Source organism: Devosia sp. YIM 151766 (assembly GCF_030285925.1).
In the GTDB taxonomy this organism is placed as follows: Bacteria; Pseudomonadota; Alphaproteobacteria; order Rhizobiales; family Devosiaceae; genus Devosia.
Genome location: NZ_CP127251.1, coordinates 2970001 through 2994155, shown reverse-complemented (window position 1 = coordinate 2994155; position 24155 = coordinate 2970001). Strand labels below are relative to the sequence as shown.

At 64.3% G+C, this 24155-nt stretch carries 24 protein-coding genes; 15 read left to right on the top strand and 9 right to left on the bottom strand.

All coding sequences use genetic code 11. The features are described from left to right. The first annotated feature begins 98 nt into the window (after positions 1–98). Positions 99–689, top strand: a complete 591-nt coding sequence (locus tag O9Z70_RS14735) for an acyloxyacyl hydrolase (protein WP_286020193.1) — start codon at positions 99–101, stop codon at positions 687–689. Positions 690–698: 9 nt separating this feature from the next. Here the strand turns inward: O9Z70_RS14735 and O9Z70_RS14730 are convergent, their stop codons facing one another. Next, positions 699–1889: a BaiN/RdsA family NAD(P)/FAD-dependent oxidoreductase gene (locus tag O9Z70_RS14730; RefSeq protein WP_286020192.1), complete on the bottom strand. Its 1191-nt coding sequence runs from the start codon at positions 1887–1889 to the stop codon at positions 699–701. A 388-nt stretch (positions 1890–2277) separates the two neighbouring features. Between O9Z70_RS14730 and O9Z70_RS14725 the strand changes: the two genes are divergently transcribed. Continuing rightward, positions 2278–3318, top strand: a complete 1041-nt coding sequence (locus O9Z70_RS14725; RefSeq protein WP_286020191.1) for an aspartate-semialdehyde dehydrogenase — start codon at positions 2278–2280, stop codon at positions 3316–3318. 90 nt (positions 3319–3408) lie between these two features. On the opposite strand, the gene O9Z70_RS14720 is transcribed toward O9Z70_RS14725, so the two are convergent. The 3 genes from O9Z70_RS14720 to O9Z70_RS14710 form a co-directional block, all read right to left on the bottom strand. Continuing rightward, a complete protein-coding gene (locus tag O9Z70_RS14720; protein ID WP_286020190.1) occupies positions 3409–3663 on the bottom strand; it encodes an EF-hand domain-containing protein in 255 nt (84 codons plus the stop codon). Positions 3664–3777: 114 nt separating this feature from the next. After that, positions 3778–4023 carry an EF-hand domain-containing protein gene (locus O9Z70_RS14715; RefSeq protein ID WP_286020189.1) on the bottom strand — a complete coding sequence of 82 codons (246 nt, stop codon included), beginning with the start codon at positions 4021–4023 and terminating at the stop codon, positions 3778–3780. 365 nt (positions 4024–4388) lie between these two features. Next, the gene (locus tag O9Z70_RS14710) at positions 4389–5027 is read right to left on the bottom strand and encodes a carbonic anhydrase (RefSeq protein ID WP_286020188.1); all 639 of its coding nucleotides are present in this window, start codon (positions 5025–5027) and stop codon (positions 4389–4391) included. Positions 5028–5100: 73 nt separating this feature from the next. Between O9Z70_RS14710 and O9Z70_RS14705 the strand changes: the two genes are divergently transcribed. The 7 genes from O9Z70_RS14705 (at position 5101) to O9Z70_RS14675 (ending at position 11320) form a co-directional block, all read left to right on the top strand. Continuing rightward, the gene (locus tag O9Z70_RS14705) at positions 5101–5307 is read left to right on the top strand and encodes a DUF1737 domain-containing protein (protein WP_286020187.1); all 207 of its coding nucleotides are present in this window, start codon (positions 5101–5103) and stop codon (positions 5305–5307) included. Between the two features lie 117 nt (positions 5308–5424). Further along, positions 5425–7017: a methyl-accepting chemotaxis protein gene (locus tag O9Z70_RS14700; RefSeq protein WP_286020186.1), complete on the top strand. Its 1593-nt coding sequence runs from the start codon at positions 5425–5427 to the stop codon at positions 7015–7017. Positions 7018–7030: 13 nt separating this feature from the next. Continuing rightward, complete coding sequence (locus O9Z70_RS14695; protein ID WP_286020185.1) at positions 7031–7393, top strand: methylglyoxal synthase; 363 nt, start codon at positions 7031–7033, stop codon at positions 7391–7393. A gap of 109 nt (positions 7394–7502) precedes the next feature. Then, complete coding sequence (locus O9Z70_RS14690; RefSeq protein ID WP_286020184.1) at positions 7503–8285, top strand: ABC transporter ATP-binding protein; 783 nt, start codon at positions 7503–7505, stop codon at positions 8283–8285. 2 nt (positions 8286–8287) lie between these two features. Then, complete coding sequence (locus O9Z70_RS14685; RefSeq protein ID WP_286022025.1) at positions 8288–8992, top strand: ABC transporter ATP-binding protein; 705 nt, start codon at positions 8288–8290, stop codon at positions 8990–8992. Positions 8993–8996: 4 nt separating this feature from the next. Continuing rightward, positions 8997–10004 carry a branched-chain amino acid ABC transporter permease gene (locus tag O9Z70_RS14680; protein ID WP_286020183.1) on the top strand — a complete coding sequence of 336 codons (1008 nt, stop codon included), beginning with the start codon at positions 8997–8999 and terminating at the stop codon, positions 10002–10004. Then, on the top strand, positions 10001–11320 hold the full coding sequence (locus O9Z70_RS14675) for a branched-chain amino acid ABC transporter permease (protein WP_286020182.1): 1320 nt from the start codon (positions 10001–10003) through the stop codon (positions 11318–11320). Before O9Z70_RS14680 ends, O9Z70_RS14675 begins: the two co-directional genes overlap by 4 nt. Before the next feature lie 52 nt (positions 11321–11372). Here O9Z70_RS14675 and O9Z70_RS14670 read toward each other — a convergent pair whose 3' ends face one another. Together O9Z70_RS14670 and O9Z70_RS14665 are read right to left on the bottom strand one after the other, a co-directional pair. Beyond that, positions 11373–11963: a class I SAM-dependent methyltransferase gene (locus O9Z70_RS14670; protein ID WP_286020181.1), complete on the bottom strand. Its 591-nt coding sequence runs from the start codon at positions 11961–11963 to the stop codon at positions 11373–11375. Between the two features lie 71 nt (positions 11964–12034). Then, positions 12035–13237: an ABC transporter substrate-binding protein gene (locus O9Z70_RS14665; RefSeq protein ID WP_286020180.1), complete on the bottom strand. Its 1203-nt coding sequence runs from the start codon at positions 13235–13237 to the stop codon at positions 12035–12037. 219 nt (positions 13238–13456) lie between these two features. Between O9Z70_RS14665 and O9Z70_RS14660 the strand changes: the two genes are divergently transcribed. The 6 genes from O9Z70_RS14660 (at position 13457) to pyc (ending at position 21977) form a co-directional block, all read left to right on the top strand. After that, complete coding sequence (locus O9Z70_RS14660) at positions 13457–14500, top strand: glycine betaine ABC transporter substrate-binding protein (RefSeq protein WP_286020179.1); 1044 nt, start codon at positions 13457–13459, stop codon at positions 14498–14500. 239 nt (positions 14501–14739) lie between these two features. Continuing rightward, complete coding sequence (locus tag O9Z70_RS14655) at positions 14740–15765, top strand: glycine betaine ABC transporter substrate-binding protein (protein ID WP_286020178.1); 1026 nt, start codon at positions 14740–14742, stop codon at positions 15763–15765. Positions 15766–15990: 225 nt separating this feature from the next. Continuing rightward, a complete protein-coding gene (locus tag O9Z70_RS14650; protein ID WP_286020177.1) occupies positions 15991–16860 on the top strand; it encodes an ABC transporter permease in 870 nt (289 codons plus the stop codon). Then, positions 16861–17913, top strand: coding sequence for a quaternary amine ABC transporter ATP-binding protein (locus tag O9Z70_RS14645; protein WP_286020176.1), 1053 nt, complete (start codon positions 16861–16863; stop codon positions 17911–17913). Between the two features lie 9 nt (positions 17914–17922). Beyond that, positions 17923–18435 carry a protein tyrosine phosphatase family protein gene (locus O9Z70_RS14640; RefSeq protein ID WP_286020175.1) on the top strand — a complete coding sequence of 171 codons (513 nt, stop codon included), beginning with the start codon at positions 17923–17925 and terminating at the stop codon, positions 18433–18435. Between the two features lie 101 nt (positions 18436–18536). Beyond that, a complete protein-coding gene (pyc, locus tag O9Z70_RS14635; protein ID WP_286020174.1) occupies positions 18537–21977 on the top strand; it encodes a pyruvate carboxylase in 3441 nt (1146 codons plus the stop codon). Positions 21978–22210: 233 nt separating this feature from the next. Here the strand turns inward: pyc and O9Z70_RS14630 are convergent, their stop codons facing one another. The 3 genes from O9Z70_RS14630 to O9Z70_RS14620 all read right to left on the bottom strand — a co-directional run bounded on the left by O9Z70_RS14630 (position 22211) and on the right by O9Z70_RS14620 (position 23630). Further along, positions 22211–22672, bottom strand: coding sequence for a GreA/GreB family elongation factor (locus O9Z70_RS14630; RefSeq protein ID WP_286020173.1), 462 nt, complete (start codon positions 22670–22672; stop codon positions 22211–22213). Positions 22673–22868: 196 nt separating this feature from the next. Continuing rightward, positions 22869–23078 carry a hypothetical protein gene (locus O9Z70_RS14625; protein ID WP_286020172.1) on the bottom strand — a complete coding sequence of 70 codons (210 nt, stop codon included), beginning with the start codon at positions 23076–23078 and terminating at the stop codon, positions 22869–22871. Between the two features lie 252 nt (positions 23079–23330). Continuing rightward, positions 23331–23630 (bottom strand): YkvA family protein, encoded by a 300-nt coding sequence (locus O9Z70_RS14620; RefSeq protein ID WP_286020171.1) that lies wholly within the window; start codon positions 23628–23630, stop codon positions 23331–23333. Positions 23631–24155 lie beyond the last annotated feature (525 nt).

Sequence of the window (24155 nt, the reverse complement as noted above, 5' to 3'; positions counted from 1 at the left end):
GGGCATTTCGTGACAGAACCGGGGCGGCTATGGCGCCGGGACGATTGACTCGGGCCGCCGCCAATGGCCCTATGCGGCCGTTTCAGGAGTGCGTGCGCATGATGCGGTGGGCCGGTTTGCTGTTTGCGGGTATGATGGGGCTGGCGAGCGCCCCCGCCAGCGCCCAGGATCTGCTCGATCCGCATCCTCTTGCCGGGGTCGTCGACGAATTGCGCATCGGCCTCAATGCCCATGACGTTCACCATGCGGCGCTGCCCTTCCTTGTGGGGGAATGGCGTCTGGACCGGATCGAGGATGTCAGTTTCGACGTGCTGTTCGCCTCCCCCGATCTCGATGCCTTCCGCTGGATCGGCGCGCCGCGTCCCGAGATCGGCGCCACGCTCAATCTGGGCGGGCAGGACAGCCTGGTCCATGCCAATCTTACCTGGCAATTGCCGGTCTTCGACACCCCGCTTTATCTCGAGGCTGGCCTGGGCGTCGCCGTGCATGACGGGGCGCTGAGCGGCGCGGCGCCGGGCCGCAAGAATTTCGGCTGCCGGATCAATTTCTACGAGCGCTGGGGCGTGGGCATGCAGGTCAGCGACCAGGCCACGGCGACGCTGACCTATGAGCACACTTCCAATAATGGCTGGTGCGACGCCAATGACGGCCTGTCCAATGTCGGCCTGCGCCTGGGCTGGAAGTTCTAGCGGAAGGCCTCAGGCCGCCTGGCCCGCGACCCAGCCCGAGGCCCAGGCCCATTGGAAATTATAGCCGCCGAGCCAGCCGGTGACGTCCACCGCTTCGCCGACGAAATACAGCCCCGGCACGGTTCGGGCCATCATGGTCCGGGCATCGAGCCCCGTGGTGTCGACGCCGCCCAGCGTCACCTCGGCGGTGCGATAGCCTTCCGAGCCCACCGGCTTCAGCGTCCAGCGGCTGACGAGGCCGGCGGCGGCGCTGAGCTTCTTGTCGGAGAGATCGCCGATCATGCCGGGCTGGTCGATGAGGTCGCCCACCAATTGCGCCAGCCGTTTGGGCAGCTTTTCGGCGAGCACGGTCTGGAGATGCAGCCGCGGCGTCTGCTGCCGGGCGGCGCGGAACAAGGCCAGGGCGTCCGCGCCGGGCAGCAGGTCGACGGCGATGGCGTCGCCTTCGCGCCAATAGGAGGAAATCTGCAGGATGGCCGGGCCGGAAAGCCCCCGATGGGTGAAGAGCAGCGCTTCCTCGAACGCGGTCTTGCCGTGGCTGACGACGGCCGGGGTGGAGACGCCGGCCAGGGGCTTCAATCGTTCCAGCGCGCCGGGTTCGAACATCAGCGGCACCAGCGCCGGGCGGGTCTCGGTAATGGCCAGGCCGAACTGGCGGGCAAGGTCATAGGCCAGGCCGGTGGCGCCCATTTTCGGGATGGACTTGCCGCCGGTGGCGACGACGAGGCTGCTGGAAGTTATCCGTCCATCGCCGATCATGACATCGAAGCCGTCGCCGGCCCGTTCGATGCTGCCGACGCTGCGGCCGGTCCAGATGGCGCCGCCGGCCTGGCGCAATTCGTTGATCAGCATGGCCACGATCTGGGTGGCCGACCCGTCGCAGAACAGCTGGCCCAGGGTTTTTTCGTGATAGGCGATGCCGTTCTTCTTCACCCGCTCGATAAACATGTCGGGGGTGAAGCGCGACAGCGCCGAGAGCGCGAAGCGCGGATTGGCGCTCAGGAAACGCTCGCGGCCCAAGGTGTGGGTGGCGTTGATATTGGTGAAATTGCAGCGGCCGCCGCCGGAAATGCGGATTTTTTCGCCCGGGTCGCGCGCATGGTCGACCACCAGGACCTTGCGGCCGCGCCGGCCTGCCTCGATGCCGGCCATCAGGCCCGCGGCGCCGGCGCCCAGGATGATCACGTCGAAATCGGCCATGTTTCGTCCTTTCTGGCGTAGCCCCTCATCCCCGAAAGCGGGCGGCAGCGCAAGAGCCGAAACCCGTCTTCGCTGTAAGGCGGAGCCATTTCCGGCAATTGCCGGCGGCCGCCGGCGTGCCGCATGGATTGACTCTTTCCTATTTGAGCGTATGAGAAGTCCTGCTCTGCTATAGGAAGCATTTATTCGTCATGGTTCGCACTGGCTCCATCGCCGCTTTCGCCTTGGCCCGGCCGTTCGCCGGGAGCGCCGCCGTCATGACTAAAACCACCAAAACCGCCTGACGCTTGTCCCCGGGCCGTCTCCGCCGGGGAGAGGCGCCAATCAGCAGCCGCGTCGCCAGGGCGATGCGCGGGGGCGGAAATGGTAAGGAACCGGAGTTCCAAAAATGGGTTATCGCGTCGCTGTAGTCGGGGCCACGGGCAATGTGGGCCGCGAGGTTCTCAATATTCTGGCCGAGCGCAAGTTTCCGGCCGACGAGGTCATTGCCTTGGCGTCGTCCCGCTCGATCGGCAGGGAATTATCCTTCGGCGACAAGGTGCTGAAAGCCAGGGACCTCCAGCATTTCGATTTTTCCACCGTCGATTTCGCCATCCTGTCGGCGGGCGGCGCGCTGTCCAAGGAATGGGCGCCGCGCATTGCCGCGGCCGGCGCCATCGTCATCGATAATTCCTCCTATTGGCGCTATCATTCCGATGTGCCGCTGATCGTGCCGGAAGTGAACGGACAGGTGCTCGACCGCTGGCTGGCCGATCCCCGGCGCACCAATATCATCGCCAATCCGAATTGCTCGACGGCGCAGCTGGTGGTGGCGCTCAAGCCGCTGCATGACCTGGCGACCATCAAGCGCGTCGTGGTCTCGACCTATCAATCGGTGTCCGGCGCCGGCAAGGAAGGCGCCGACGAGCTGTGGAACCAGACCAAGGGCATTTTCGTCAATGACAGCCCCAGTCCGCAGAAATTCTCCAAGCAGATCGCCTTCAACGTCATCCCGCATATCGATGAGTTCATGGAGGACGGCTATACCAAGGAAGAGTGGAAGGTGCTGGCCGAGACCAAGAAAATGCTCGACCCCAAGATCAAGGTGACCTGCACCGCGGTGCGCGTCCCGGTCTTTGTCGGCCATTCCGAGGCGGTCAATATCGAGTTCGAAAAGCCGATCAGCGCCGATGAGGCGCGCGAGGCGCTGCGCGAAGCGCCGGGTATTTCGGTGCTCGACAAGCGCGAGGCCGGCGGCTACGCGACGCCGGTGGAAAGCGTGGGCGAAGACGACACCTATGTGTCCCGCATCCGCGAGGATGTCACGGTCGAGAACGGCCTGGCCATGTGGGTGGTTTCGGACAATCTGCGCAAGGGCGCGGCGCTCAACACCATCCAGATCGCCGAAGCGCTGATCGAAAAGGGTTTTGCGGGCCGCCAGGCCGCCTGACGGAAACTCCAGTGGCGGCCGCAGGCCGCCGGACCGTTTGCGCGGGGAACAGATCGAGCCGGATATCCGGCTCGATCGGCAGCGGCCGCTCTATTCGTCGCTCGGAGCCGGCAGGGTGCTGGGCTGCAGGGCGTCGAGTTCGTCCGGGGTCAGCCCGCCGCTCATATTGACGTCGGCGCGATTGAACTCCTCCTCGCTGAGATCGGGCCATACGGCGGTCAGTTCCTCGAAGCTCAGCTCGCCATTGCCGTCGAGATCGACATCGGCAAAGGTGAGCGGCGTCTGGGCCAGGGCGGCGGAAGTAGCAAGGGTCAGGGCGACAAGGCCCAAGGCGATCCTGCGCATGAAAGTCTCCAAATTCGGGGTGAACACACCCCCTGATGTCATTAAAAGCCGCGGCCACCCCGGGGACGTTCGGGGTGGCCGGCAGGACTGCCCTTAAATAGGGCAGGAACGGCCTTATTGGGCCGGGACGGAAGCACCCGCGAGGGCGTCATATTCTTCGGCCGAAAGTTCGCCATTGCCGTCGATATCGGCTGCGGCAAAGGCCTCTTCAGCCAGGTCGGGCCAGGCCAGTACGGCTTCGGCATAGGAAATGCCGCCATTGGCATCGGTATCCACCGAGGCGAAATCGGTGGCGGCCTGGGCCAGGGCGGCGCTCGAAAGGCCGATGGCGAAGAGGGTGCCGAGAACGATCTTGTGCATGGGATAATGCTCCATGTTGACTTTGGGAGGAGGCGGCGCCGGCTCATCCGGCCCCGACGGGCCGCTGTCCGGCGACCCGTGGGACAGACAATCACCGCTCAATGTGGCTCACACTGGCCCGGAGCGGGGCGGGGCCGGACCGATCTCGGGGCAATTTGATGGCATCGCGGAAAGCGCGGAAAACCGGCGCTCTCGAAGTTGTGAACGAAAAATTTCGAGGACTCGAGACGTTGAAGGGTGGCGTCAAGTGTTCACGATTGTGTCAGGCCAAGTGCAATTTGAGGGCAATCCAATGGCAACGAGGCATAGCGCAAATGAAAACGGCCGCCTATTGGCGGCCGCATCGTCGCGTTAATGAAGCAAGCTCAGAGTTCGGGGCGGATGAAATCGCCGCTTTCGTTCATCACCCATAATTCGCCGGTGGAAATATCGAACCAGGCGCCATGCACGGCGAGCTGCCCCGAATCCTCCAGGGCTTTGACATAGGGGAAGGTGCGCAGATTGTTGATCGAATTGCGGATGGAAATCCGCTCCATGGCCGTCTGTTGCTCGGTGGCGGTCATCAGCCCATTGCCGCCCAATTGCGCCGGCAGATCGCCCAGCATGGTCAGCCATTTGCCGATGAAATCGCCCTGGTCCAGCGGCTTGTGCTGGGGGTCGAGCGCCGCCTTGATGCCGCCGCAGCGGCCATGGCCCATGATCACGATATCGGCAATGTTGAGCGCCTTGACCGCGAATTCGATGCCGGCCGAGGTGCCGTGCTGGCCGCCGCTGGGCTCATAGGGGGGCACCAGATTGGCCACATTGCGCAGGACGAACAGCTCGCCCGGGCCGCAATCGAAGATCAGCTCGGGGGCGGCGCGGCTGTCGCAGCAGGCGATCATCATGGTGGTGGGGTTCTGCCCGGAGGCGGCGAGGTCGCGATAACGATCCCGCTCGCGCGTATAGCGCCCGGACATGAAGTTCGCGTGGCCGTCAAGCAGATGCTGAGGAAAGCTATGCATATGCGTTCGATTAGCGCTAAGAGGCGACGGAATCAATCGCCGGTTTCTGCACGCCGGCATATAGGGATCATGCATGCAAATCTATCGTTTTCTCACTGGCGAGGATGACAGCGCCTTCTGCCACAAGGTCACCGAGGCGCTGGCCCTGGGCTGGCAATTGCATGGCGGGCCGAGCTATGCCTATGACGCGGTCAGCAAGAAAATGCGGTGCGGCCAGGCAGTTACCAAGATTGTTCGCGACCAGGCCTACGATCCGGACAAGAAGCTGGTGGATTATTAACCGGGCCTGGTCCGGGCCATATACCCGGACTTAACCATAAGCGGATAGTTCTCGGGCGATGGTCCGCAGCTGCAAGCGGCGCGGATCATATGCCAAATGCCTGGGGGCCCTCGCTTCATGTCTTCGTCTCATCACGACCAGTTCCAAACCCGTCTCGACTTTCTGGGTCTGGATGAAGCGGCGCTCGCTCGCCTGGCCGCTGCCAAGCCCGCCGTCGACGCCCATCTGGAGCCGGCGCTGAGCCGGTTCTACGATTTGCTCGCCGCCGTGCCGGAGGTTGCCCGCTTCTTCGATGGCAAGGCCGGGATGAACCGTGTCCAGGGCAAGCAGGCGCAACATTGGCAGGCGATCGCCGACGGGGCGCTGGATGCGGATTATTATGCCGCCTCCAGCCGGATCGGCCTGCGCCACGCCCAGATCGGGCTGGAGCCGCGCTGGCATATCGGCGGCTATGGCCTCATCATGGAAACCCTGGTCAAGGGCGTGGTCCATGAATTGATGGCCGAGGCGCTGCAGCCGCAAAAGACCCGGTTCGGGCGCCAGGTGCCGCGCAGCGCCGAGGCGGTGCTCGCCAGCGCCGATGCCATGGGCGAAACGCTGGCGACGCTGCTCAAGGCGATCATGCTCGATATCGATATCGGGGTCAGCGCCTATTTCGACAAGCTCAGCGCCGATGCGCGGGCCATCGAGGAGGCTTCGCGCGCCAAGATCCAGAAGGCGGTGGCGGCAACCGGCGCGGTTCTGCGCGACGTGGCGGCGGGCGACCTCACCAGCCGGGTGACTGCCGAGCTCGATCCCGAATTCGACCAGATCAAGGCCGATACCAATGCGGTGGTCGAGCGCCTCGCCGATATTGTGGGGCGGCTGCAACAGACGTCGGGGTCGCTCAAGACCGCCACCGGGGAAATCCTGGCCGGGGCCAATGACCTGGCCGAGCGCACCACGCGGCAGGCGGCGACCATCGAAGAGACCGCCGCCGCCATCGAGCAATTGTCCGCCGCCGTGGTGGACAATGCCAAGCGGGCGGTCACCGCCAATGACAAGGCCCAGGCGGTGGCGGCCAGCGCCACCCATGGCGGCGAGGCGATGAAGCAGGCCAATGCGGCGATGAATGCCATCGAAAGCTCCTCGTCTAAGATTTCCAACATTATCGGGCTGATCGACGACATCGCCTTCCAGACCAACCTGTTGGCGCTCAATGCCTCGGTGGAAGCGGCGCGGGCCGGCGAGGCCGGCAAGGGCTTTGCCGTGGTGGCGGTGGAAGTGCGAAGGCTGGCGCAGAGCGCCGCCAATGCCTCCTCGGAGGTCAAGGCGCTGATCGAGACCAGTGCCGGCGAAGTGCGCGGCGGCAGCCAATTGGTGGCCGAGGCCGCCGAGGCCCTGCTGGACATTCTGGCGGGGGCCGAGGAAAGCGCCGGCCTGATCGAAAATATCGCCGCGGAAAACCGCAATCAATCACGCGCACTCGAAGAGGTCAGCGTGGCGATGCGGCAGATGGACGAGATGACCCAGCATAATGCCGCTCTGGTGGAACAGACCAATGCCGCCATCGAGCAGACCGAGAGCCAGGCCTCGGATCTGGACGGCATTATCGAGGTGTTCCGCACCGGACGCGAGGCTGCAATTCCGCCCGCCGCGAAGCCGGCGCCCGCGCCCGTGCCGCGCGCCATGGGCAATGCCGCCCTGGCCGCGGATTGGGACGAGTTCTGAGCCGGAGGCCCGCATGGTTCGGATCGGCCTGGTGGCCCATGACGACAAGAAGGACGATCTCTGCCGCTGGGCCGAAGCGCATCGCCACAAGCTGAGCCTGCACGAGCTCTGGGGCACCGGCACGACCGGCAGCCGGATCATGGCGGCCACCGGGCTCGACGTGCATCTGCTCAAGAGCGGCCCGCTGGGCGGCGACCAGCAATTGGGCGCCATGATCTGCGAGGGACGTCTGGATGTCCTCGTCTTCTTCATCGATCCGCTCTCGGCCCAGCCCCATGACGTGGATGTGAAGGCCCTGACTCGGCTGGCTACCCTCTATGATGTGCCGCTGGCCAATAATAAATCCACAGCAAACGCGGTGCTGGCGGCGGTTTGACTGTTCGGACAAGGTTGACCGTTTGCCGCTGTTATGAACAGATGCCGCAAAATTGCCCGGATTGAACCGGGTCCGGGAAGACATTCAGGAAAATCGGGGCGCATCGCATTTGTCCGCCGACTTGGTCATAGACGTTCGCAACGTCTCAAAACGCTTTGGCGGTCTCCAGGCCGTCAATAATTGCTCGCTCTCGGTGAAAAGCGGTTCCATTACCGGTCTTATCGGCCCCAATGGCGCCGGCAAATCCACCCTGTTCAACATCGTGGCCGGCAATATCGTGCCCGATAGCGGCGCGGTGATCTTCGATGGACAGGACGTCACCGGCTGGCAGCCGCATGAATTGTTCCGCATCGGCATGTTGCGCACCTTCCAGATCGCGCATGAATTTTCCCAGATGACGGCGCTGGAAAACCTGATGATGGTGCCCGGCGACCAGCCGGGGGAAAAGCTGCTCGACAATTGGCTGCGGCCCGGGCTGGTGCGGTCGCGCGAAACCGAAGTGCGCAAGAAGGCGCTGGACGTCATCGACTTCCTCAAGCTCGGTCACGTGCGCGACGAATTGGCCGGCAATCTGTCGGGCGGGCAGAAAAAGCTGCTGGAGCTGGGCCGCACCATGATGGTCGATGCCAAGGTGGTGCTGCTCGACGAGGTGGCGGCGGGCGTCAACAAGACCCTGCTCAACGATCTCGCCGCCAATATCGAGCGCATGAACCGCGAACTGGGCTATACTTTTTTCGTCATCGAGCACGACATGGACCTGATCGGCCGGCTCTGCGATCCGGTGATCGTCATGGCGCAGGGCGAAAAGATCGCCGAAGGACCCATGGCCGAAATCCGCGCCAATCCGGCCATCGTCGAAGCCTATTTCGGCTCCCCGGTGGAGGCGGCGTGACCATGGCGCTAATCGAACTCAAGCACGTCGTTGGCGGCTATGGCGGCGCGCCCATTCTCAACGGCGTCGACATCGCCATCGACAAAAGCGATATCGGGGTCATTGTCGGGCCCAATGGCGCCGGCAAGTCCACCACGCTCAAGGCGATTTTCGGCCTGCTCCGGGTGACCGGCGGCACTATCGAATTCGCCGGCGAGAATATCGTCAATTCGCTGCCCGACAAACTGGTGCCCAAGGGCCTCAGCTTCGTGCCGCAGGAGAAGAATGTCTTCACCTCGCTGACGGTCGAGGAAAACCTCGAAATGGGGGCCTTTACCCGCAGCGACGATTATTCGGACACTATGAGCTGGGTCTATGGGATGTTTCCGGTCCTGGCCGAAAAACGCCGCCAGCCGGCAGGCGAGCTCTCCGGCGGGCAGCGGCAGATGGTGGCCATGGGCCGGGCGCTGATGAGCCGCCCGAGCCTGCTCATGCTCGACGAGCCCTCGGCGGGCCTGTCGCCGCGCTATGTCATCTCGATCTTCGAGACGGTCCAGCGCATCAATCAGGAAGGCGTCGGCATTCTCATGGTCGAGCAGAATGCGCGTCAGGCGCTGGCCTTCGCCTCCAAGGGCTTCGTGCTCGCCCAGGGGCAGAACCGTTTCACCGGCACCGGGCCGGAACTGATCGCCGACCCTGAGGTCGCCAAGAGCTTCCTGGGGGGCTGAGCCGATGGATGAACTGATTTTCTTCATCAACCGCGTGCTGATCTCGGGCACGGTGCTGGGCTCGATCTACGCGCTGGGGGCCATCGGCATCACGCTGATCTTCGGCATATTGCGCTTCGCCCATTTCGCCCATGGCGACATGATGACCATGGGCGCCTTCATCGCCTTCGTGCTGGCCAGTGCGCTGGCGGCGCTGGGCATCGTGCTGCCCCTGCCCATGGCGTTCGCGGTCTTGCCGGTGGCCATGGTGCTGACCGCCTTTCTGGCGCTGGGCATCGACAAGGGATTTTACGCGCCATTGCGAGCGCGGGGCGCCCGGCCGGTCACCCTGCTCATCGCCTCGATCGGCGTCACCCTGATGATCCAGGGGCTGATCCGCCTGCTCTTCGGCTCGGGCACCAAGTCGATCTTCGTGGCCGGCGAGAGCAAGGATATCTTCCGCTTCGACATGAGCTGGGCCGGGGGCATGCGGCCGATCAACATTACTGAGCCGCAAATCATCATGTTCGCGGTCACGGCGCTGCTGGTGGTGGCCCTGCATCTTTTCCTCACCCGCTCGCGGCTGGGCAAGGCCATGCGCGCCATGGCCGACAATGCCGATCTGGCGCAGGTTTCGGGCATCAACACCGCCTTGGTGGTGCGGGTGACCTGGATCATTGCCGGCTCGCTCGCCTGCGTCGCCGGCACCATGCTGGCGCTCGACGTGGCGCTGATGCCGGACCTGGCCTTCAATATCGTGCTGCCGATTTTCGCCGCGGCCATTGTCGGCGGGCTGGGCCACGCTTACGGGGCCATTGTCGGCGGCTTCCTCATCGCCTTTGCCGAGACGCTGGCGGTGTTCAACTGGACCGCGGTGCTGCGCCCGCTCAATGCCGTGCTGCCCGAAGGCATGGCGCTGCCGGCCAATCTGGCCCTGGTCCCCACCGAATATAAACTCACCGTGGCCTTCGTCATCCTGGTGATCACGCTGCTCTTGCGGCCCACCGGTATCTTCAAGGGAGCTTCGACATGAGCGCCGCTTCCGCGTCCAATGCCGGCTGGGACAGCCCGCTGCGCCGGGGCCTGCTGCTGTTTGCCGCCATGTTCGTCATCGTCGTGGTGGTCGGACTGGTGCAGGGCACCGCCTCGATGCTGCTCATCCTCACCCAGGCCACGGCCTTCGCGCTGATCGCCCTGGGCCTCAATATCCAATGGGGCTATGGCGGGCTGTTCAATTTCGCCATTATGGGCTTCCTCATGGTGGGCGGCGCCTCCACGGTCTTCCTGTCCTATCCGGTCAATATGGCCTTCTGGGAGAGCGAGGGGCCGATGATGCTGGGGCGGGCTTTGGCCGCCTTCGTGGTCGGCGTGGCGCTGGTCATGCTGGCGCGGCGGGCCGACCGCATCGGCATCAGGGGCAAGTGGAAAACGACGCTCGTCGCCCTGGCGTGGTTCGCCGGCTATATCATCTATCGCACCCAGATCGATCCGGCCGCCGCCTATATCGAATCCACCGCCGGTTTCGTCGGCGGCCTCGGCCTGCATCCGGTTCTCGGCTGGGGCTTTGGCGGGCTGGTCTCGGCGGTCATCGCCTTTTATATCGGCAAGATCAGCCTGGGGCTGCGCACCGATTATCTGGCCATCGCTACTATCGGCATGTCGGAAATCCTGCGCGCCCTGATCAAGAACATGGACTGGCTGACGCGCGGCACCATGACGGTGTCGCCCATGCCCTGGCCGACGCCGCTGCCGCAGCATTTGCAGGCCGCCGGCATGTCGATCACCGAGAGCTTCATCTTTGCCCGGCTCGGTTTCCTGGCCCTAGTCATCATCATCCTGATCGGCGCCTTCGTGCTGGTGCAGCGCGCCTATGGCGGCCCCTGGGGTCGGATGATGCGCGCCATCCGCGACAATCACATCTCCGCGGCCTCCATGGGCAAGGACGTTACCGGGCGGCAGCTGGAATTGTTCATCTTCGGCTCGATCCTGATGGGGATCGGCGGGGCGATGCTCGCCACCTTCACCCAGATTTTCGATCCCTCCGGCTATCAGCCGATCAACCACACTTTCATGGTCTGGGTGATGGTGATCGTCGGCGGCGCCGGCAATAATTGGGGCGTCGTGCTGGGGGCTTTCCTCATCTATATCGTCTGGATCATTTCCGATCCGCTGGCGCAGCTCATCTTCATCAATCTCTCCCAGCTCACCAGTTCCCTCGGCTGGGGCGCCATCCCCGAGATCGATTCCCGGGCCCTGCAAATGCGGGTCTTCGTGCTCGGCGTGGTCATCTCCATCGCCCTGCGCTACGCCCCGCGGGGGCTGATCCCGGAAGTGGTGCGGCGCGGCTGAGCCCGCCCCGCTATCCCGATATATGGCCCGCCGGCTTTCCGGCGGGCCATTGTCATTTGCGCGCCGTCACCCAGAGCCATGGCGTCGGCTGGCCGTCATACCCGCCGCCCGCGACCGTATCGAGACTGAGAAACGCCCAATCGGCCGCCGAGCGATAATGGGCCAGCAGCGTTTCCGCGTCCGGATAATTGTAATAGCGGTTGAACCGGTCGCGGCCCTCGCCATTGCCGGCCTTGAAGCTGGCCACGAAAAGCCCTTCCGGTCGCAGGGCGCGGAAAATACGGGCGAGGTCCCCGGTCAGTTCGCTCGCCGGCGCATGCAGCAGGCTGGCGCAGGCCCAGACGGCGTCATAGGTTTCGAGCGCTTCCAATTGGTCGAAACGCAGCAGCCGCACCGGCTTGCCGAGGCGCTTTTCGGCTTCCTCCGCCAGCGCGGCGGAGGCGTCGGTGGCATCGACCTGCATGCCACGGCGCGCCATGTAGGCGGCATCGCGTCCGCTGCCGGCGCCCAGTTCCAATATGCCGGCGCCTTCCGGCAGCTCATCCACGAAAGCCACCAGGCGCGGGTCGGGCGCATCGCCGCCATGGGCCACATAGCGCGCCGCGTTGCGGGCGTAGAAATCAAGCGTCGGATCGTCCGGCATGGCCGTTCCCTCATAAAAAACGGCCCGGGAGAAATCCCCCGGGCCGCGACTGTTCGATAGCGTCGAGCCGCTTACTCGATCAGGCCCTTATCGACGGATTCACCGCCTTCGATGACCCAATAATTGATGGCGCCGGCCACGTCGCCGACCTCGTCGAATTCGACGGAGCCCGAGGCGCCTTCATAATTGATGTCGGTACCGGCGGCGATCAGTTCCTTGGCCTTGGCCCATTCGCCCGGCAGGATGGTCTCGCCCGGAGCATTGGCGATCTCGCGCAGCGCGGCGGAAAGCCCCTCGCGCTCGGCCGAGCCGTTCTTCTCGATGGCCAGGGCCAGCAGGAACACGGCGTCATAGGAATTGGTCACATAGGTGCCATTGACGTCCTGGCCGGCAGCCTCGGTCACGGCGGCCAGGGCGTCGAAGGCGGGGCCTTCGGCGGCGGCGGCCTGCGTGAGGATCATGCCTTCGAGATCGGCGCCGTTGCGGCTGGCGAGCAGGGCGTCGCCGGCCATGCCGTCGCCGCCCATGAACAGGTCGAACGAGCCGGCTTCGATGGCCTGGTTGAGGATGGCGCCGCCACCGGCATTCTCATAGCCATAGATCACCAGCGTCGTGGCGCCGGCGGCTTCGATCTGGCCGATTTCCGGACGATAATCGGCCTTGCCGTCTTCATGGGCGACATTGGCGAGCACGGTGCCGCCGCCGGCCGCGAAGGCTTCGGCGAAGGCGCCGGCCAGGCCGGAGCCATAATCGTTGTTCACATAGGTGACGCCGGCTTCGGTGACGCCCTGGCTGAGCAGCAATTCGGCGGCCTTGACGCCCTGGATGGAGTCGGGAACCACGTCGCGGAAGACGAGGTCGTTGTCATCGAGTTCGGCGACGGCCGGAGCGGTCGAGGCCGGGGAGATCATGACGACATTGCCCGGAATGGCCGAGCCATTGGCGCCGGCCAGGGTGGAACCGGAGCAATAGCCGCCGAAAATGGCGGTGACGTTCTCGGCATTGACCAGACGGTCGGCGGCCGGCCCGGCGGCGCCGGCGTCGCAGGCGCTGTCGGCGATCACCGAAACCAGCGTCTGGCCGTCCAGGATGCCGCCCTGGTCGTTGACATTGGCGATGGCGAGATTGCCGGCATCGATCATGCCCGGGGCGAAGCCGGCAATGCCGCCGGTCACGTCGGCCAGAAAGCCGATTTTGACCTCCTGGGCGAGGGCCGGGGCGGCGATGATCAGGGTGGAGGCGGCTGCCGCCAGGGTCAGGGTTTTCTTGAACATGGACATCCCTCTGTTACGGTTGCGCGCCGATGGCCTTGCTGGGCTCGCTTTTTGCGGCGCGACAACGATTTGGGGGCGCGCGATGCGCCCCGCTGGATGCGACTGTTGCACATTCCAGTGGCAAAAGTCACCGGGATTTCAGCGCCAAATCCTCAGACTCGTCCAGTTGCTTAACATGGCGGTTTTCAGCATAGACTGGGCGGGAGGCAAAGGATGGTCATGAACGGCAAGGCTGCGGCAATCATCGGACTGGTGCTGACCCTGCTGGCCGGGCCGGCGCTGGCGCAATTCACCACGCTCGACGACGCCGGGGACGCGCCGGCCCCGCCCCCCGAAAGCGAGGAAATCGCGCCCGGCGCCCCGGAACCGGTCTGCGGCGACCAGCCCTTCACCATTGCCCGGATGAACTGGCCCTCGGCCATGCTGCTGGCCGAAATCCACGCCCTGGTCCTCGCCGCCGAATTCGATTGCGAGGCGCGGGTAATGCCCGGCGATCCGGGGGGCACGGCGTCGTCCATGGGCTCCACCGGCCAGCCGGCAATGGCGCCCGAACTCTGGGTCAACCGCATCGCCGATGTCTGGAACGGGGCGATGGAAGCGCAGATGGTGCGCAGCGCCGCGCCGGCCTATGCCGAAAGCAGTTTCGAAGGCTGGTACATGCCGGTCTATCTGGCCGGCAATTTCACCGCGACGCCCAGCGCGGCGGCGCTGGCCGAAGCCTTGCCGCTGCTGTCGCCGGGCCAGCCAATGCGCTTCATTTCCTGCCCCATCGACTGGGCCTGCTCGATCATCAACCGCAATCTGGTGCGGGCCCATGGCCTGGACGGCCTGGTCGAGCTGGTCGAGCCGGCCAACCGTCTCGAAATGGACCGGCTGATCGCCGAGGGAGTCAGCCGGCGCGAGCCGTTCCTGTTCTATTATTGGCAGCCCAATGCGGTGCTGGCACAGCTCGAATTCACCGCGCTCGACATGGGCGCCTATGACGAGGCGGCGGCCAAATGCCTGGCCAGCCGCATCTGCGCCGAGCCGCAGCCCTCAGCCTTCCCGCCCGATCTGGTGATCATCGCGCTGGCCGAGCGGGTCTTTGCCGACATGCCGCAGATCGCCGGCTATTTCCAGCGCGCCACGCTGCCGCTGGCCGAGATGGATGCCATGCTGGCCCAGCTCAACCTGCCCGGGGCCACGCCCGAGACGGTGGCCAAACGTTTCGTCGCCGAGCGCGCCGATATCTGGCGGGCCTGGATCGGCGACGGGACGCCCTGACCGGCGCTCTGTGGCCCCATAGATTTTTTTGATTTGCTGGATAGTTGTTTTTCTACATGCGGGCTGCTTGGGCAGTCAAGACGCGCAGTCCAGTCAATAGAGTCCTGAAGTTTTCAAGTCCGTCACGCCAAGAAATCACCGGTGTGATTGTCTGTTATTGCTCAAATATTGCCAGATTTGACACACAATTCTGCCATCTTTATGGTCCCGCGCATCCCATAACAACAGGAGTTAGCCTGATGATTTTGAAATCCGGTGGCATTGCCGCCGCGATAGCTGTTGCCCTTTTTTCCGTGGCCAGCTTTCCCGCCCTTGCCCAGGATGATGCCGCCCTGTGCGGTACCGATCGCAAAATCGACATTGCCGAAATGACCTGGCCGTCCGCAGCCGCTCTGGCGCATATCCATGCGACGATCCTGGATGCGGGCTTCGGCTGCAATGTCGAGATCGTCACCGGCGACACCGTGCCCACCGCCTCCTCCATGCTGAACCGCGGCACCCCGGCCGTGGCCCCCGAATTGTGGACCAGCACCATCGAGGAAGCCTGGGCCAACGGCATCGAAGAAGGCATTGTGGTGCAATTGGGTGATGCCATTACCGATGGCACGGTGGAAGGCTGGTTCATTCCCGCCTATCTCCAGGACGCCCATCCCGAATTGCAGACCGCCGAAGACGTCATCGCCCGTCCGGACCTGTTCCCCGACCCGGAAGATCCCGGCAAGGGACGGCTCTATTCCTGCCCGCCGGGCTGGGCCTGCGAGCTTTCCACCACGGCCCTGTTCGATGCCTATGACATGGACGAGACCTGGAACCTGTTCTCGCCCGGTTCGGGTGGCGCGCTCGATGCCTCGATCGCCCGGGCCTTTACCCGCGAAGAGCCGATCCTGTTCTATTATTGGGGTCCCTCGGCCATTCTGGGCAAGTTCCCGGCCGCGCAGCTCGATCTGGGCGAAGCCCGGCCCGAAATCTATGCCTGCAATACCGATATGGATTGCACCGAACCGGCCGGCGTGACCGCCTATCCGTCCAGCCCCGCCGTGGTCGGGGCCGCCGCCTGGCTGCAGGACGAGGCTCCGCAAGTGGCGCAATATTTCTCCGGCGTCGGCCTCACCAATGCCGAGATCAGCGAATTGCTGGTCTATGGCGACGAGAACCAGGCCGATGCGGCTGAAACCGCCGAGAATTTCCTGCGCACCAGGCAGGATGTCTGGACGCAATGGGTCCCGGCCGAAGTGGCCGACAGGGTGCTGGCCGAACTCGGCTAGCCCGAAGCTGCTGCTTGCGACGGCCGGGTTTCGACCCGGCCGTTTTCAATGGCAGCTCCGAAAACCGGTCCCGAACCCGCCTTCCCGAGGAGGACGGCAAGGGCCGGCGCCGGTCGATAGCAATAGAGCGGTGAATGGGGCGAGAGCCCTCACCCTCAATCCCTGCTTCTAAAGGCAGGGAGGCGAAAGAGCCCGTTTCTCGGCTCCAAAAAAGAGAACCAAGACATGTTTCCTGAACTGATCGATACCCGCCCGCTGCGCCGGGCCATTGACGATGGCCTCAATTGGGTCGTGCGCCATTGGGGCGGTGAACTCGAAGCCGCCGCCTATCCGCTGCTCATGCTGCTCAATGCCATCGAGCGCCTGCTCGTCGCCACGCCCTTCTGGCTGATCATGGCCATTCTGGTCGGCACGGCCTGGCTGGCGACGCGCCGCTGGCAATTGCCGGCCCTGGTGCTGGTCTCGCTGCTGTTTCTCGGCGTCATGGGCCTATGGCGCGACGCCATGGCCACTATGGCGCTGATGATCGCCGCCACGCTCACCGTCATCGTCGCCTCCATCCCCATCGGGGTATGGATGAGCCGCTCGCTGCGGGTGCGGCAGGTGGTGACGCCGATCCTCGACCTGATGCAGACCCTGCCCAGCTTCGTCTATCTCATTCCCACGGTGATGATTTTCGGTCCGGGCAAGATTCCGGCCCTGCTCGCCACCATCGTCTATGCGGCGCCGCCCCTGGTGCGGCTCACCGATCTGGGGCTGCGCTCGGTCGATCCGGCGGTGATGGAGGCCAGCCGCTCCTTCGGCACCACGCCGGGCCAGCGCCTGTTCGGGGTGCAGATTCCCCTGGCCCTGCCGACCATCCTGGCCGGCGTCAACCAGACCACGATGATGGCGCTGGCCATGGTGGTCATCGCCTCGATGATCGGGGCCGGGGGGCTGGGCTATCAGGTGCTGCAGGGGATCGGGCGGCTGGAAGTCAGCCGTGGGCTCTTTGCCGGCCTCGGCATCGTGGTGCTGGCCATCATCTTCGATCGCATCACCCAATCCTTCGGCAAACAGCTCCAGGCCCGGATCGGCCTGGCGGAGGCGCGCTAAATGAACGCTATCGATATCAATACCGACCTCGCCATCTCGATGCGCGGCATCACCAAGATTTTCGGCAGCCAGCCGCAGGCGGCGCTCGAATTGCTGCGTAGCGGCAAGTCGAAGGCCGAGGTGCAGGCCGAAACCAATCATGTGGTGGGGCTCGACAATGTCTCGCTCGATATCGCGCGGGGCCAGATTTTCGTGGTCATGGGCCTGTCGGGCTCGGGCAAGTCGACGCTGATCCGCCACGTCAACCGGCTGATCGATCCCACGGCGGGGGAAATCCTGGTCGAGGGCAATGACGTGCTCAAGATGAGCCTGGCGGATTTGCGGACCTATCGGCGCAATACCGTCGCCATGGTATTCCAGAAATTCGGCCTCCTGCCGCATCGCTCGGTCATCGACAATGTCGCCTATGGGCTGGAGGTCAAGGGGGTCGGCAAGGCCGAACGGCTGGAACAGGCGGCCAAGTGGATCGAGCTTGTCGGCCTGTCCGGCTATGAGCGGAGCCAGCCGCGCCAGTTGTCGGGTGGCCAGCAGCAGCGCGTCGGACTGGCCCGGGCGCTGGCGCTCGATACCGACATCATCCTCATGGATGAGGCGTTTTCGGCGCTCGACCCGCTGATCCGCTCCGGCATGCAGGACCAGTTGATGGAATTGCAGAAGACCCTGGGCAAGACCATTCTGTTCATCACCCACGATTTCGACGAGGCGCTCAAGATCGCCGATCATATCGCGGTGCTCCGGGACGGGGCGGTGCAGCAGCAGGGCCGTCCCGAAGACATCGTGCTCAAGCCGGCCAACGAGCATATCGAGGATTTCGTGCGCGAGGTGAACAAGGCCCGCGCCATCCATGTCCGCACCATCATGGAGCGGGGCGAATTCGAGCCCTGCCAGTTCACCGTGCCGGTCAGTGCCCGCTGCGAGGACGTGCTGCCCTATTTCGCCGAACATCAATCGGTCGGCGTCACCGATGAGCAGGGGGTTCAGGTCGGCCGCATCACCGCCAGGCGGGTGATTCAGGCCCTGGCCCGCTATACGCCGGGGGCGAATGAAGGCTAAGGCGATAGTATGATGACGGCTCGGCGCCGCGGGGAGTTGCATCCCGGCGATGCCGGTGGCTATAACGGGGCCGCAAATGCCCATCCCGATACGAGGAGCAGCGCCTTGGAATTGAAGCGGATCAACGATCACGTCAGCGTTTCGGGACAGATCCAGCCGGAAGACGTGGCGACGCTCAAGGCGCTTGGCTTTGTCACCATCGTCAATAACCGCCCGGACGGCGAAGCCCCCGACCAGCCTGCGGGCGCTGAAATCGAAGCGGCCGCCAAGGCCGCCGGACTTGGCTATGCCGCCATTCCGCTGGGGCGGGAAGGGGTAACCCCCGATCTCGTGCGTGAGACCAAGGCCGCGCTTGAGGGGAGCGATGGCCCGGTCTTGTGCTATTGCCGGTCGGGCACCCGTTCGACGACGCTCTGGGCGCTGAGCCAGGCCGGGGATGTTCCGGTGGAGGACATCATCACCCAGGCGGCGGAAGCCGGCTACGACATGAGCCACCTGGCCGGCCATCTCGGCCGGACCTGAAAACTGAATTGCGGCGGTTGGGCGGTCAACCGTCCCTTCCGTTCATTTGCTGAGCCGGACCGGCAGCGGTCCTTCGCCCCTTTTGCTCGGAACTGCACTCGATGCCCATCAAGAAAATCCTCGTCGCCAATCGCAGCGAAATCGCCATCCGCGTGTTTCGCGCCGCCAACGAACTCGGGCTGAAGACGGTCGCCGTCTTCGCCGAGGAAGACAAGCTGGCGCTGCACCGCTTCAAGGCCGACGAGGCCTATCTGATCGGCAAGGGGCTGGGGCCGGTGGAGGCCTATCTCCAGATCGAGGAATATATCCGCATCGCCCGGATTTCGGGGGCCGATGCCATCCATCCCGGCTATGGCCTGCTCGCCGAAAGCCCCGAATTCGTCGATGCCTGCGAGGATGCCGGCATCACTTTTATCGGTCCGCGCGCCCAGACCATGCGCGATCTCGGCAACAAGGTCGCCGCCCGCAATATGGCCATCGCCTCCGATGTGCCGGTGGTGCCGGCCACCGAGGCGCTGCCCGACGATCCGGAGACCATCAAGAAGCTGGCCGCCGAGATCGGCTACCCGCTGATGCTCAAGGCGAGCTGGGGCGGCGGCGGGCGCGGCATGCGCCGGATCATGGACGAAAAGTCGCTGCTTTCGGAAGTCTCCGAAGGCAAGCGCGAGGCCAAGGCGGCCTTCGGCAAGGACGAGATGTATCTCGAAAAGCTGATCGAGCGCGCCCGCCATGTCGAGGTGCAGCTGATCGGCGACGAACACGGCAATCTCGTGCATCTTTACGAGCGCGATTGCTCGGTGCAGCGGCGCAACCAGAAAGTGGTGGAGCGCGCGCCGGCGCCCTATCTCAACGACGAAGTGCGTCAGAGCCTGACCGACGCTGCCGTGAGGCTCGGCAAGGCCGCCAATTATCGCGGCGCCGGCACGGTCGAATTCCTCATGGATGCCGATAATGACAAATTCTACTTCATCGAGGTCAATCCGCGCATCCAGGTGGAGCATACGGTCACCGAGGAGGTGACCGGCATCGACATCGTCAAGGCGCAGATCCACATGCTGGACGGCGCGGTGATCGGCACGCCGGAATCGGGTGTGCCGGCCCAGGAAAATATCCGCCTCAACGGCAATGCCATCCAGTGCCGGGTCACCACCGAGGACCCGGAGCATAATTTCATCCCCGATTACGGCCGCATCACCGCCTATCGCGGCGCCACCGGCTTCGGGGTGCGTCTGGATGGCGGCACCGCCTATGCGGGAGCGATCATCACCCGCTATTACGATCCGCTCCTGGAAAAGGTCACCTGCTGGGCGCCGAGCGCCGACGAGGCCATTGCCCGCATGCATCGGGCCCTGCGCGAATTCCGCATTCGCGGCGTCGCCACCAATCTGGCCTTCCTCGAAAACATCATCACCCATCCCGATTTCGTCGAGAACCGCTATACGACGCGCTTCATCGACACGACGCCGGACCTGTTCAATTTCAAGCCGCTCAAGGACCGGGCGACCAAGCTGTTGAGCTATATCGCCGACGTCACCGTCAACGGCCATCCCGAAGTGCGCGACCGGCCGCGCCCGCCGGCGGAGGCCGCCGCGCCGATCGTGCCCGAATTCCCGCCGCTGGCAATGGTGGACGGCAGCCGCCAGATTCTCGAGCGCGACGGCCCCGAGGGTCTGGCCCGCTGGATGAAGGCGCAGGAACGGGTCCTCTTTACCGACACCACCATGCGCGACGCGCATCAATCGCTCCTGGCGACGCGGATGCGCAGCTTCGACATCACCCGCATCGCCCAGGCCTATCGGGACGGGCTGCCCGATCTGTTCTCGCTCGAATGCTGGGGCGGCGCCACGTTCGACGTCGCCATGCGCTTCCTCAACGAGGACCCGTGGGAGCGGCTGGCCAAAGTGCGCGAAGGGGCGCCCAATATCCTCACCCAGATGCTGCTGCGCGGCTCCAACGGCGTCGGCTACACCAATTATGCCGACAATGTGGTCAAGTTCTTCGTGCGCCAGGCGGCGCGGGGCGGGGTCGACGTGTTCCGCATTTTCGACTGCCTCAACTGGGTCGAGAATATGCGGGTCTCCATCGACGCGGTGGTCGAAGAAGGCAAGGTGGCGGAAGGCGCCATCTGCTATACCGGCGATCTGTTCGATCCTGATCGCGCCAAATACGACCTCAAATATTATGTCGGCCTCGCCAAGGAACTGGAAGCCGCCGGCGCCCATGTGCTGGGCATCAAGGACATGGCCGGGCTGTTGAAGCCCGCCGCGGCGAAGAAGCTGGTTGCGGTGCTCAAGGAAGAAGTGGGCCTGCCGATACACCTCCATACCCACGACACGTCCGGCGCGTCGGCGGCGACGGTGCTGGCGGCGGTGGAAGCCGGCGTCGATGCGGTCGATGCGGCCATGGACGCGCTCAGCTCCACCACCAGCCAGCCGACGCTGGGCTCGCTGGTCGCGGCGCTCGAGGGCGATGCCCGCGATCCGCAGCTCGACGCCCGGGCGATCCGCCAGATTTCTTTCTATTGGGAAGCGGTGCGCACCCAGTACCGCGCCTTCGAGAGCGATCTCAAGGGCGGGGCCTCGGAAGTCTATCTGCATGAAATGCCGGGCGGCCAGTTCACCAATCTCAAGGAACAGGCGCGCTCGCTGGGCCTGGAAACCCGCTGGCACGAAGTCGCCCAGACCTATGCCGACGTCAATCAGATGTTCGGCGATATCGTCAAGGTCACCCCCTCGTCCAAAGTGGTGGGCGACATGGCCCTGGCCATGGTCTCGGCCGGCATCACCCGCGCCGAGGTCGAAGACCCCAATAAGGACATCGCCTTCCCCGATTCCGTCATCGGCTTCTTCGCCGGCGATCTCGGCCAGCCGCCGGGCGGTTTTCCCGAGGCGCTGCAAAAGAAGGTGCTCAAGGGCAAGAAGCCGCTGAGCGAGCGCCCCGGCTCCTATCTGCCCGATGTGGATCTCGAAGCCGAGCGGCGCAAGATCGCCGAGGAGGCCGGCCTGGATATCGACGATTTCCGCCTCGCCTCCTACCTGATGTATCCCAAGGTCTTTGCTGATTTCGAAAAGACCCAGGAGCGCTACGGCCCCACCGAAGTCCTGCCGACGCCGGTCTATTTCTACGGCCTGCATGAGGGCGACGAATTGTTCGTCGATATCGAGAAGGGCAAGACGCTGGTTATCGCCTATCAGGGCCGCGCCCCGACCAATGAAAAGGGCGAGGTCCGCGTCTTCTTCGATCTCAACGGCCAGCCCCGCACTATCATCGTGCCCGACCGGCTGAAGGCCGGCGAGGTCAAGGTCCGCGCCAAGGCCATTGCCGGCGATGCCAGGCAGGTTGGCGCGCCGATGCCGGGCGTGGTCTCGACCCTGGCCGTGCATGAGGGCCAGAAGGTCTCGGCCGGCGACGTGCTGTGCTCGATCGAAGCGATGAAGATGGAAACCGCCATCCATGCCGAGGTCGACGGGGTGGTGGCCGAGCTCTTGATCAAGCCCGGCGACCAGATCGACGCCAAGGACCTGCTGGTCCGGCTGGAATAGAACAAGGCCCGGAGCGATCAAAACCAAAATTCGGCGGTTCAGACCACCATTCGTCGAGGGAAGGCGTCATCCACGCCAATGCGATGGCCCTGCTCTCAAGACCCTCACCCCGATACCCCGCAGACCTCATCCCGACCCTTCGGCAAGCTCAGGATGTCGAAGGAGGAGGTCGGTTAATGCAGCGGCTGCGACCTCATGGTTCGACAAGCTCTCCATGAGGTCTTTGGGGCGGACTACGCCGCGCTCGGCCCGGGATCGTCGGAACCCGGCTCTTCTATCGGCCGCGGCCCGGTATTGGCGACCTTGAGCACCTTGATGCGCTGCGTGCCGCTATCGGGGTCGATCCAGGTCATGATATGGCCGGGCCGCAAGCCGAGCAGCGCCGCGCCATGCGCCGAGGTGACCGAAAGCCGGTAGCCGCCGGGCAGGTGCTCGTCCGCCGGCAGCACCAGCTTGATGGTGCGTTCCTCGCCGGGCAGCGATTTGTAACGCACGATGCTGCCGATGCGGATGACATCGGCAGGCAGCAGCGCATCCCGCATGATCCGGGCCCGATCCAGTTCATAGAGCAGGAAGTCGATGCGCTCGGCGCCGCCCACATCGGTCATGGCGGTGATGGTGAGCCGTTTATGCTCCTGCTCGCCGACCAGGATTTCGGGCGATTGCGACCAGTCGGACAGGGAAATCGTCGTCATTGCCGCTCCTCGCTCATGGTCGTCGCCGGCGGACCGCTTATGGAGGCGCGGTCATAGATGGCGAACAGGTGTTCGGGCTGTGAAGCGTTCTCACCATAGCTTCGGTGGCACCACGGGCAGCGGCGCGACGCGCGTGGACGGGGACCGGAACAGGACCGGCAATAGCGTAGGGCTTGCACATCATCTCCTTTCCAGCTCAAGCAAAGGGCGTCTTGGCGAAGGTTTCGAGCACCCGGGCGCGATCGGTGATGGACAGCAGCCGCACGGTCATGGTCTCGGTCTTGACGGGGGTCTGCGGCGGCAGGCTATAGCTCAGTTCCGGCAGGTGGCTTTCGGCCCATTCGCGGAACCGGCGCAACTTGTTGTTGCCGCTGATCGGAAGGGTCACGGAATATTTGAAAGTCATGGCAAGGTCTCTTTCAGGCCATGCGTCATCGTCGCGCGCAGGCGACGCGATGGGCATGTTCAGGAAATCAGGAGAGGTGGCGATCGAAATCCTGGTGCCGCTCTTGCCCATGGGCAGGTAGCAACACCAGGCAATCATCCTGCCTTGCGAAGACGACTTTCAAACAGACGTGTGACTGCGAAAACCCGGTTCATGGCCGCTATCATGGCCAAATCCCAGATTTTGTCAAATGGGCTGGGGGGTTGCACGGAATCACATCCGCCGCGCCCGGCCATCCAGCGTCGGGCCGTATTTTCCGGCATAGACCTTGGCCGGCACCGGCAGGCGCGCCACGATCCAGCTGACCAGCAGCGGGATCAGCACGATATCGTCGACCCAGCCGAGCAGGGGGATGACATCGGGGATGATGTCGAACGGATTGACCAGGTAGAAGGCGGCAAACAGGGTCGCCGCCTTGAGATAGAGCGGGGTCTCGGGCGCCCAGAAAGCCTTCCAGAGCTGCACGACTTCCTTGCGGAAGAGGATAATGCGGGGGAGGAGCCTGTTCATCATGCCTCTTAAGATGGTCCTGCCCGGCGCCGGTTCAAGATCGGGCCGAGCAAATTTGCAGCGCGGCTCCTGCCTTGAGGACCCGGGGATGAAGTCTACGTGAAAATTGTGCGGGAATTGCCCACAACCACCACTCGTCACCCTCGCGCTCGACGCGAGGGCGTTACCGGCACCGCAAGAGCCCTCGTGTCGAGCACGAGGGTGACGATCCGGGGAGGGGCGCCATCCACGTCACGGACGATAGCTCTACTCCCCGGGCGATTTGGGGGCCACACAATTGCCCAACCTCCCGCTCGTCACTCCTGCGCCTCCCTCCCCCTTGAGGGGAGGGATTGAGGGTGGGGGTGTCGGAGCCAGGACCAGGCTCCCGGATGTGTAGGAACCGCAGCACCCCCACCCCGGCCCTCCCCTCAAGGGGGAGGGGGCTAAGGGTCTCACGTCCCGAGACAATTTGGCTCGAAGTGCCCGATGTAAACACTGCCGAAGCGGAGGGGGTGCTGCGGTGATGCTCCGGCGTCCTTAAACCCC

What these genes read in the sequence shown, in the direction of transcription:
- O9Z70_RS14700 (WP_286020186.1), top strand. Translation starts at nt 5,425, where the DNA reads ATGTCTTCGTCTCATCACGACCAGTTCCAAACCCGTCTCGACTTTCTG.
- O9Z70_RS14670 (WP_286020181.1), bottom strand. Translation starts at nt 11,963, where the DNA reads ATGCCGGACGATCCGACGCTTGATTTCTACGCCCGCAACGCGGCGCGC.
- O9Z70_RS14680 (WP_286020183.1), top strand. Translation starts at nt 8,997, where the DNA reads ATGGATGAACTGATTTTCTTCATCAACCGCGTGCTGATCTCGGGCACG.
- O9Z70_RS14650 (WP_286020177.1), top strand. Translation starts at nt 15,991, where the DNA reads ATGTTTCCTGAACTGATCGATACCCGCCCGCTGCGCCGGGCCATTGAC.
- O9Z70_RS14675 (WP_286020182.1), top strand. Translation starts at nt 10,001, where the DNA reads ATGAGCGCCGCTTCCGCGTCCAATGCCGGCTGGGACAGCCCGCTGCGC.
- O9Z70_RS14630 (WP_286020173.1), bottom strand. Translation starts at nt 22,672, where the DNA reads ATGACGACGATTTCCCTGTCCGACTGGTCGCAATCGCCCGAAATCCTG.
- O9Z70_RS14660 (WP_286020179.1), top strand. Translation starts at nt 13,457, where the DNA reads ATGAACGGCAAGGCTGCGGCAATCATCGGACTGGTGCTGACCCTGCTG.
- O9Z70_RS14705 (WP_286020187.1), top strand. Translation starts at nt 5,101, where the DNA reads ATGCAAATCTATCGTTTTCTCACTGGCGAGGATGACAGCGCCTTCTGC.
- O9Z70_RS14665 (WP_286020180.1), bottom strand. Translation starts at nt 13,237, where the DNA reads ATGTTCAAGAAAACCCTGACCCTGGCGGCAGCCGCCTCCACCCTGATC.
- O9Z70_RS14625 (WP_286020172.1), bottom strand. Translation starts at nt 23,078, where the DNA reads ATGACTTTCAAATATTCCGTGACCCTTCCGATCAGCGGCAACAACAAG.
- O9Z70_RS14710 (WP_286020188.1), bottom strand. Translation starts at nt 5,027, where the DNA reads ATGCATAGCTTTCCTCAGCATCTGCTTGACGGCCACGCGAACTTCATG.
- O9Z70_RS14720 (WP_286020190.1), bottom strand. Translation starts at nt 3,663, where the DNA reads ATGCGCAGGATCGCCTTGGGCCTTGTCGCCCTGACCCTTGCTACTTCC.
- pyc (WP_286020174.1), top strand. Translation starts at nt 18,537, where the DNA reads ATGCCCATCAAGAAAATCCTCGTCGCCAATCGCAGCGAAATCGCCATC.
- O9Z70_RS14730 (WP_286020192.1), bottom strand. Translation starts at nt 1,889, where the DNA reads ATGGCCGATTTCGACGTGATCATCCTGGGCGCCGGCGCCGCGGGCCTG.
- O9Z70_RS14725 (WP_286020191.1), top strand. Translation starts at nt 2,278, where the DNA reads ATGGGTTATCGCGTCGCTGTAGTCGGGGCCACGGGCAATGTGGGCCGC.
- O9Z70_RS14715 (WP_286020189.1), bottom strand. Translation starts at nt 4,023, where the DNA reads ATGCACAAGATCGTTCTCGGCACCCTCTTCGCCATCGGCCTTTCGAGC.
- O9Z70_RS14695 (WP_286020185.1), top strand. Translation starts at nt 7,031, where the DNA reads ATGGTTCGGATCGGCCTGGTGGCCCATGACGACAAGAAGGACGATCTC.
- O9Z70_RS14735 (WP_286020193.1), top strand. Translation starts at nt 99, where the DNA reads ATGATGCGGTGGGCCGGTTTGCTGTTTGCGGGTATGATGGGGCTGGCG.
- O9Z70_RS14645 (WP_286020176.1), top strand. Translation starts at nt 16,861, where the DNA reads ATGAACGCTATCGATATCAATACCGACCTCGCCATCTCGATGCGCGGC.
- O9Z70_RS14655 (WP_286020178.1), top strand. Translation starts at nt 14,740, where the DNA reads ATGATTTTGAAATCCGGTGGCATTGCCGCCGCGATAGCTGTTGCCCTT.
- O9Z70_RS14620 (WP_286020171.1), bottom strand. Translation starts at nt 23,630, where the DNA reads ATGATGAACAGGCTCCTCCCCCGCATTATCCTCTTCCGCAAGGAAGTC.
- O9Z70_RS14685 (WP_286022025.1), top strand. Translation starts at nt 8,288, where the DNA reads ATGGCGCTAATCGAACTCAAGCACGTCGTTGGCGGCTATGGCGGCGCG.
- O9Z70_RS14640 (WP_286020175.1), top strand. Translation starts at nt 17,923, where the DNA reads ATGATGACGGCTCGGCGCCGCGGGGAGTTGCATCCCGGCGATGCCGGT.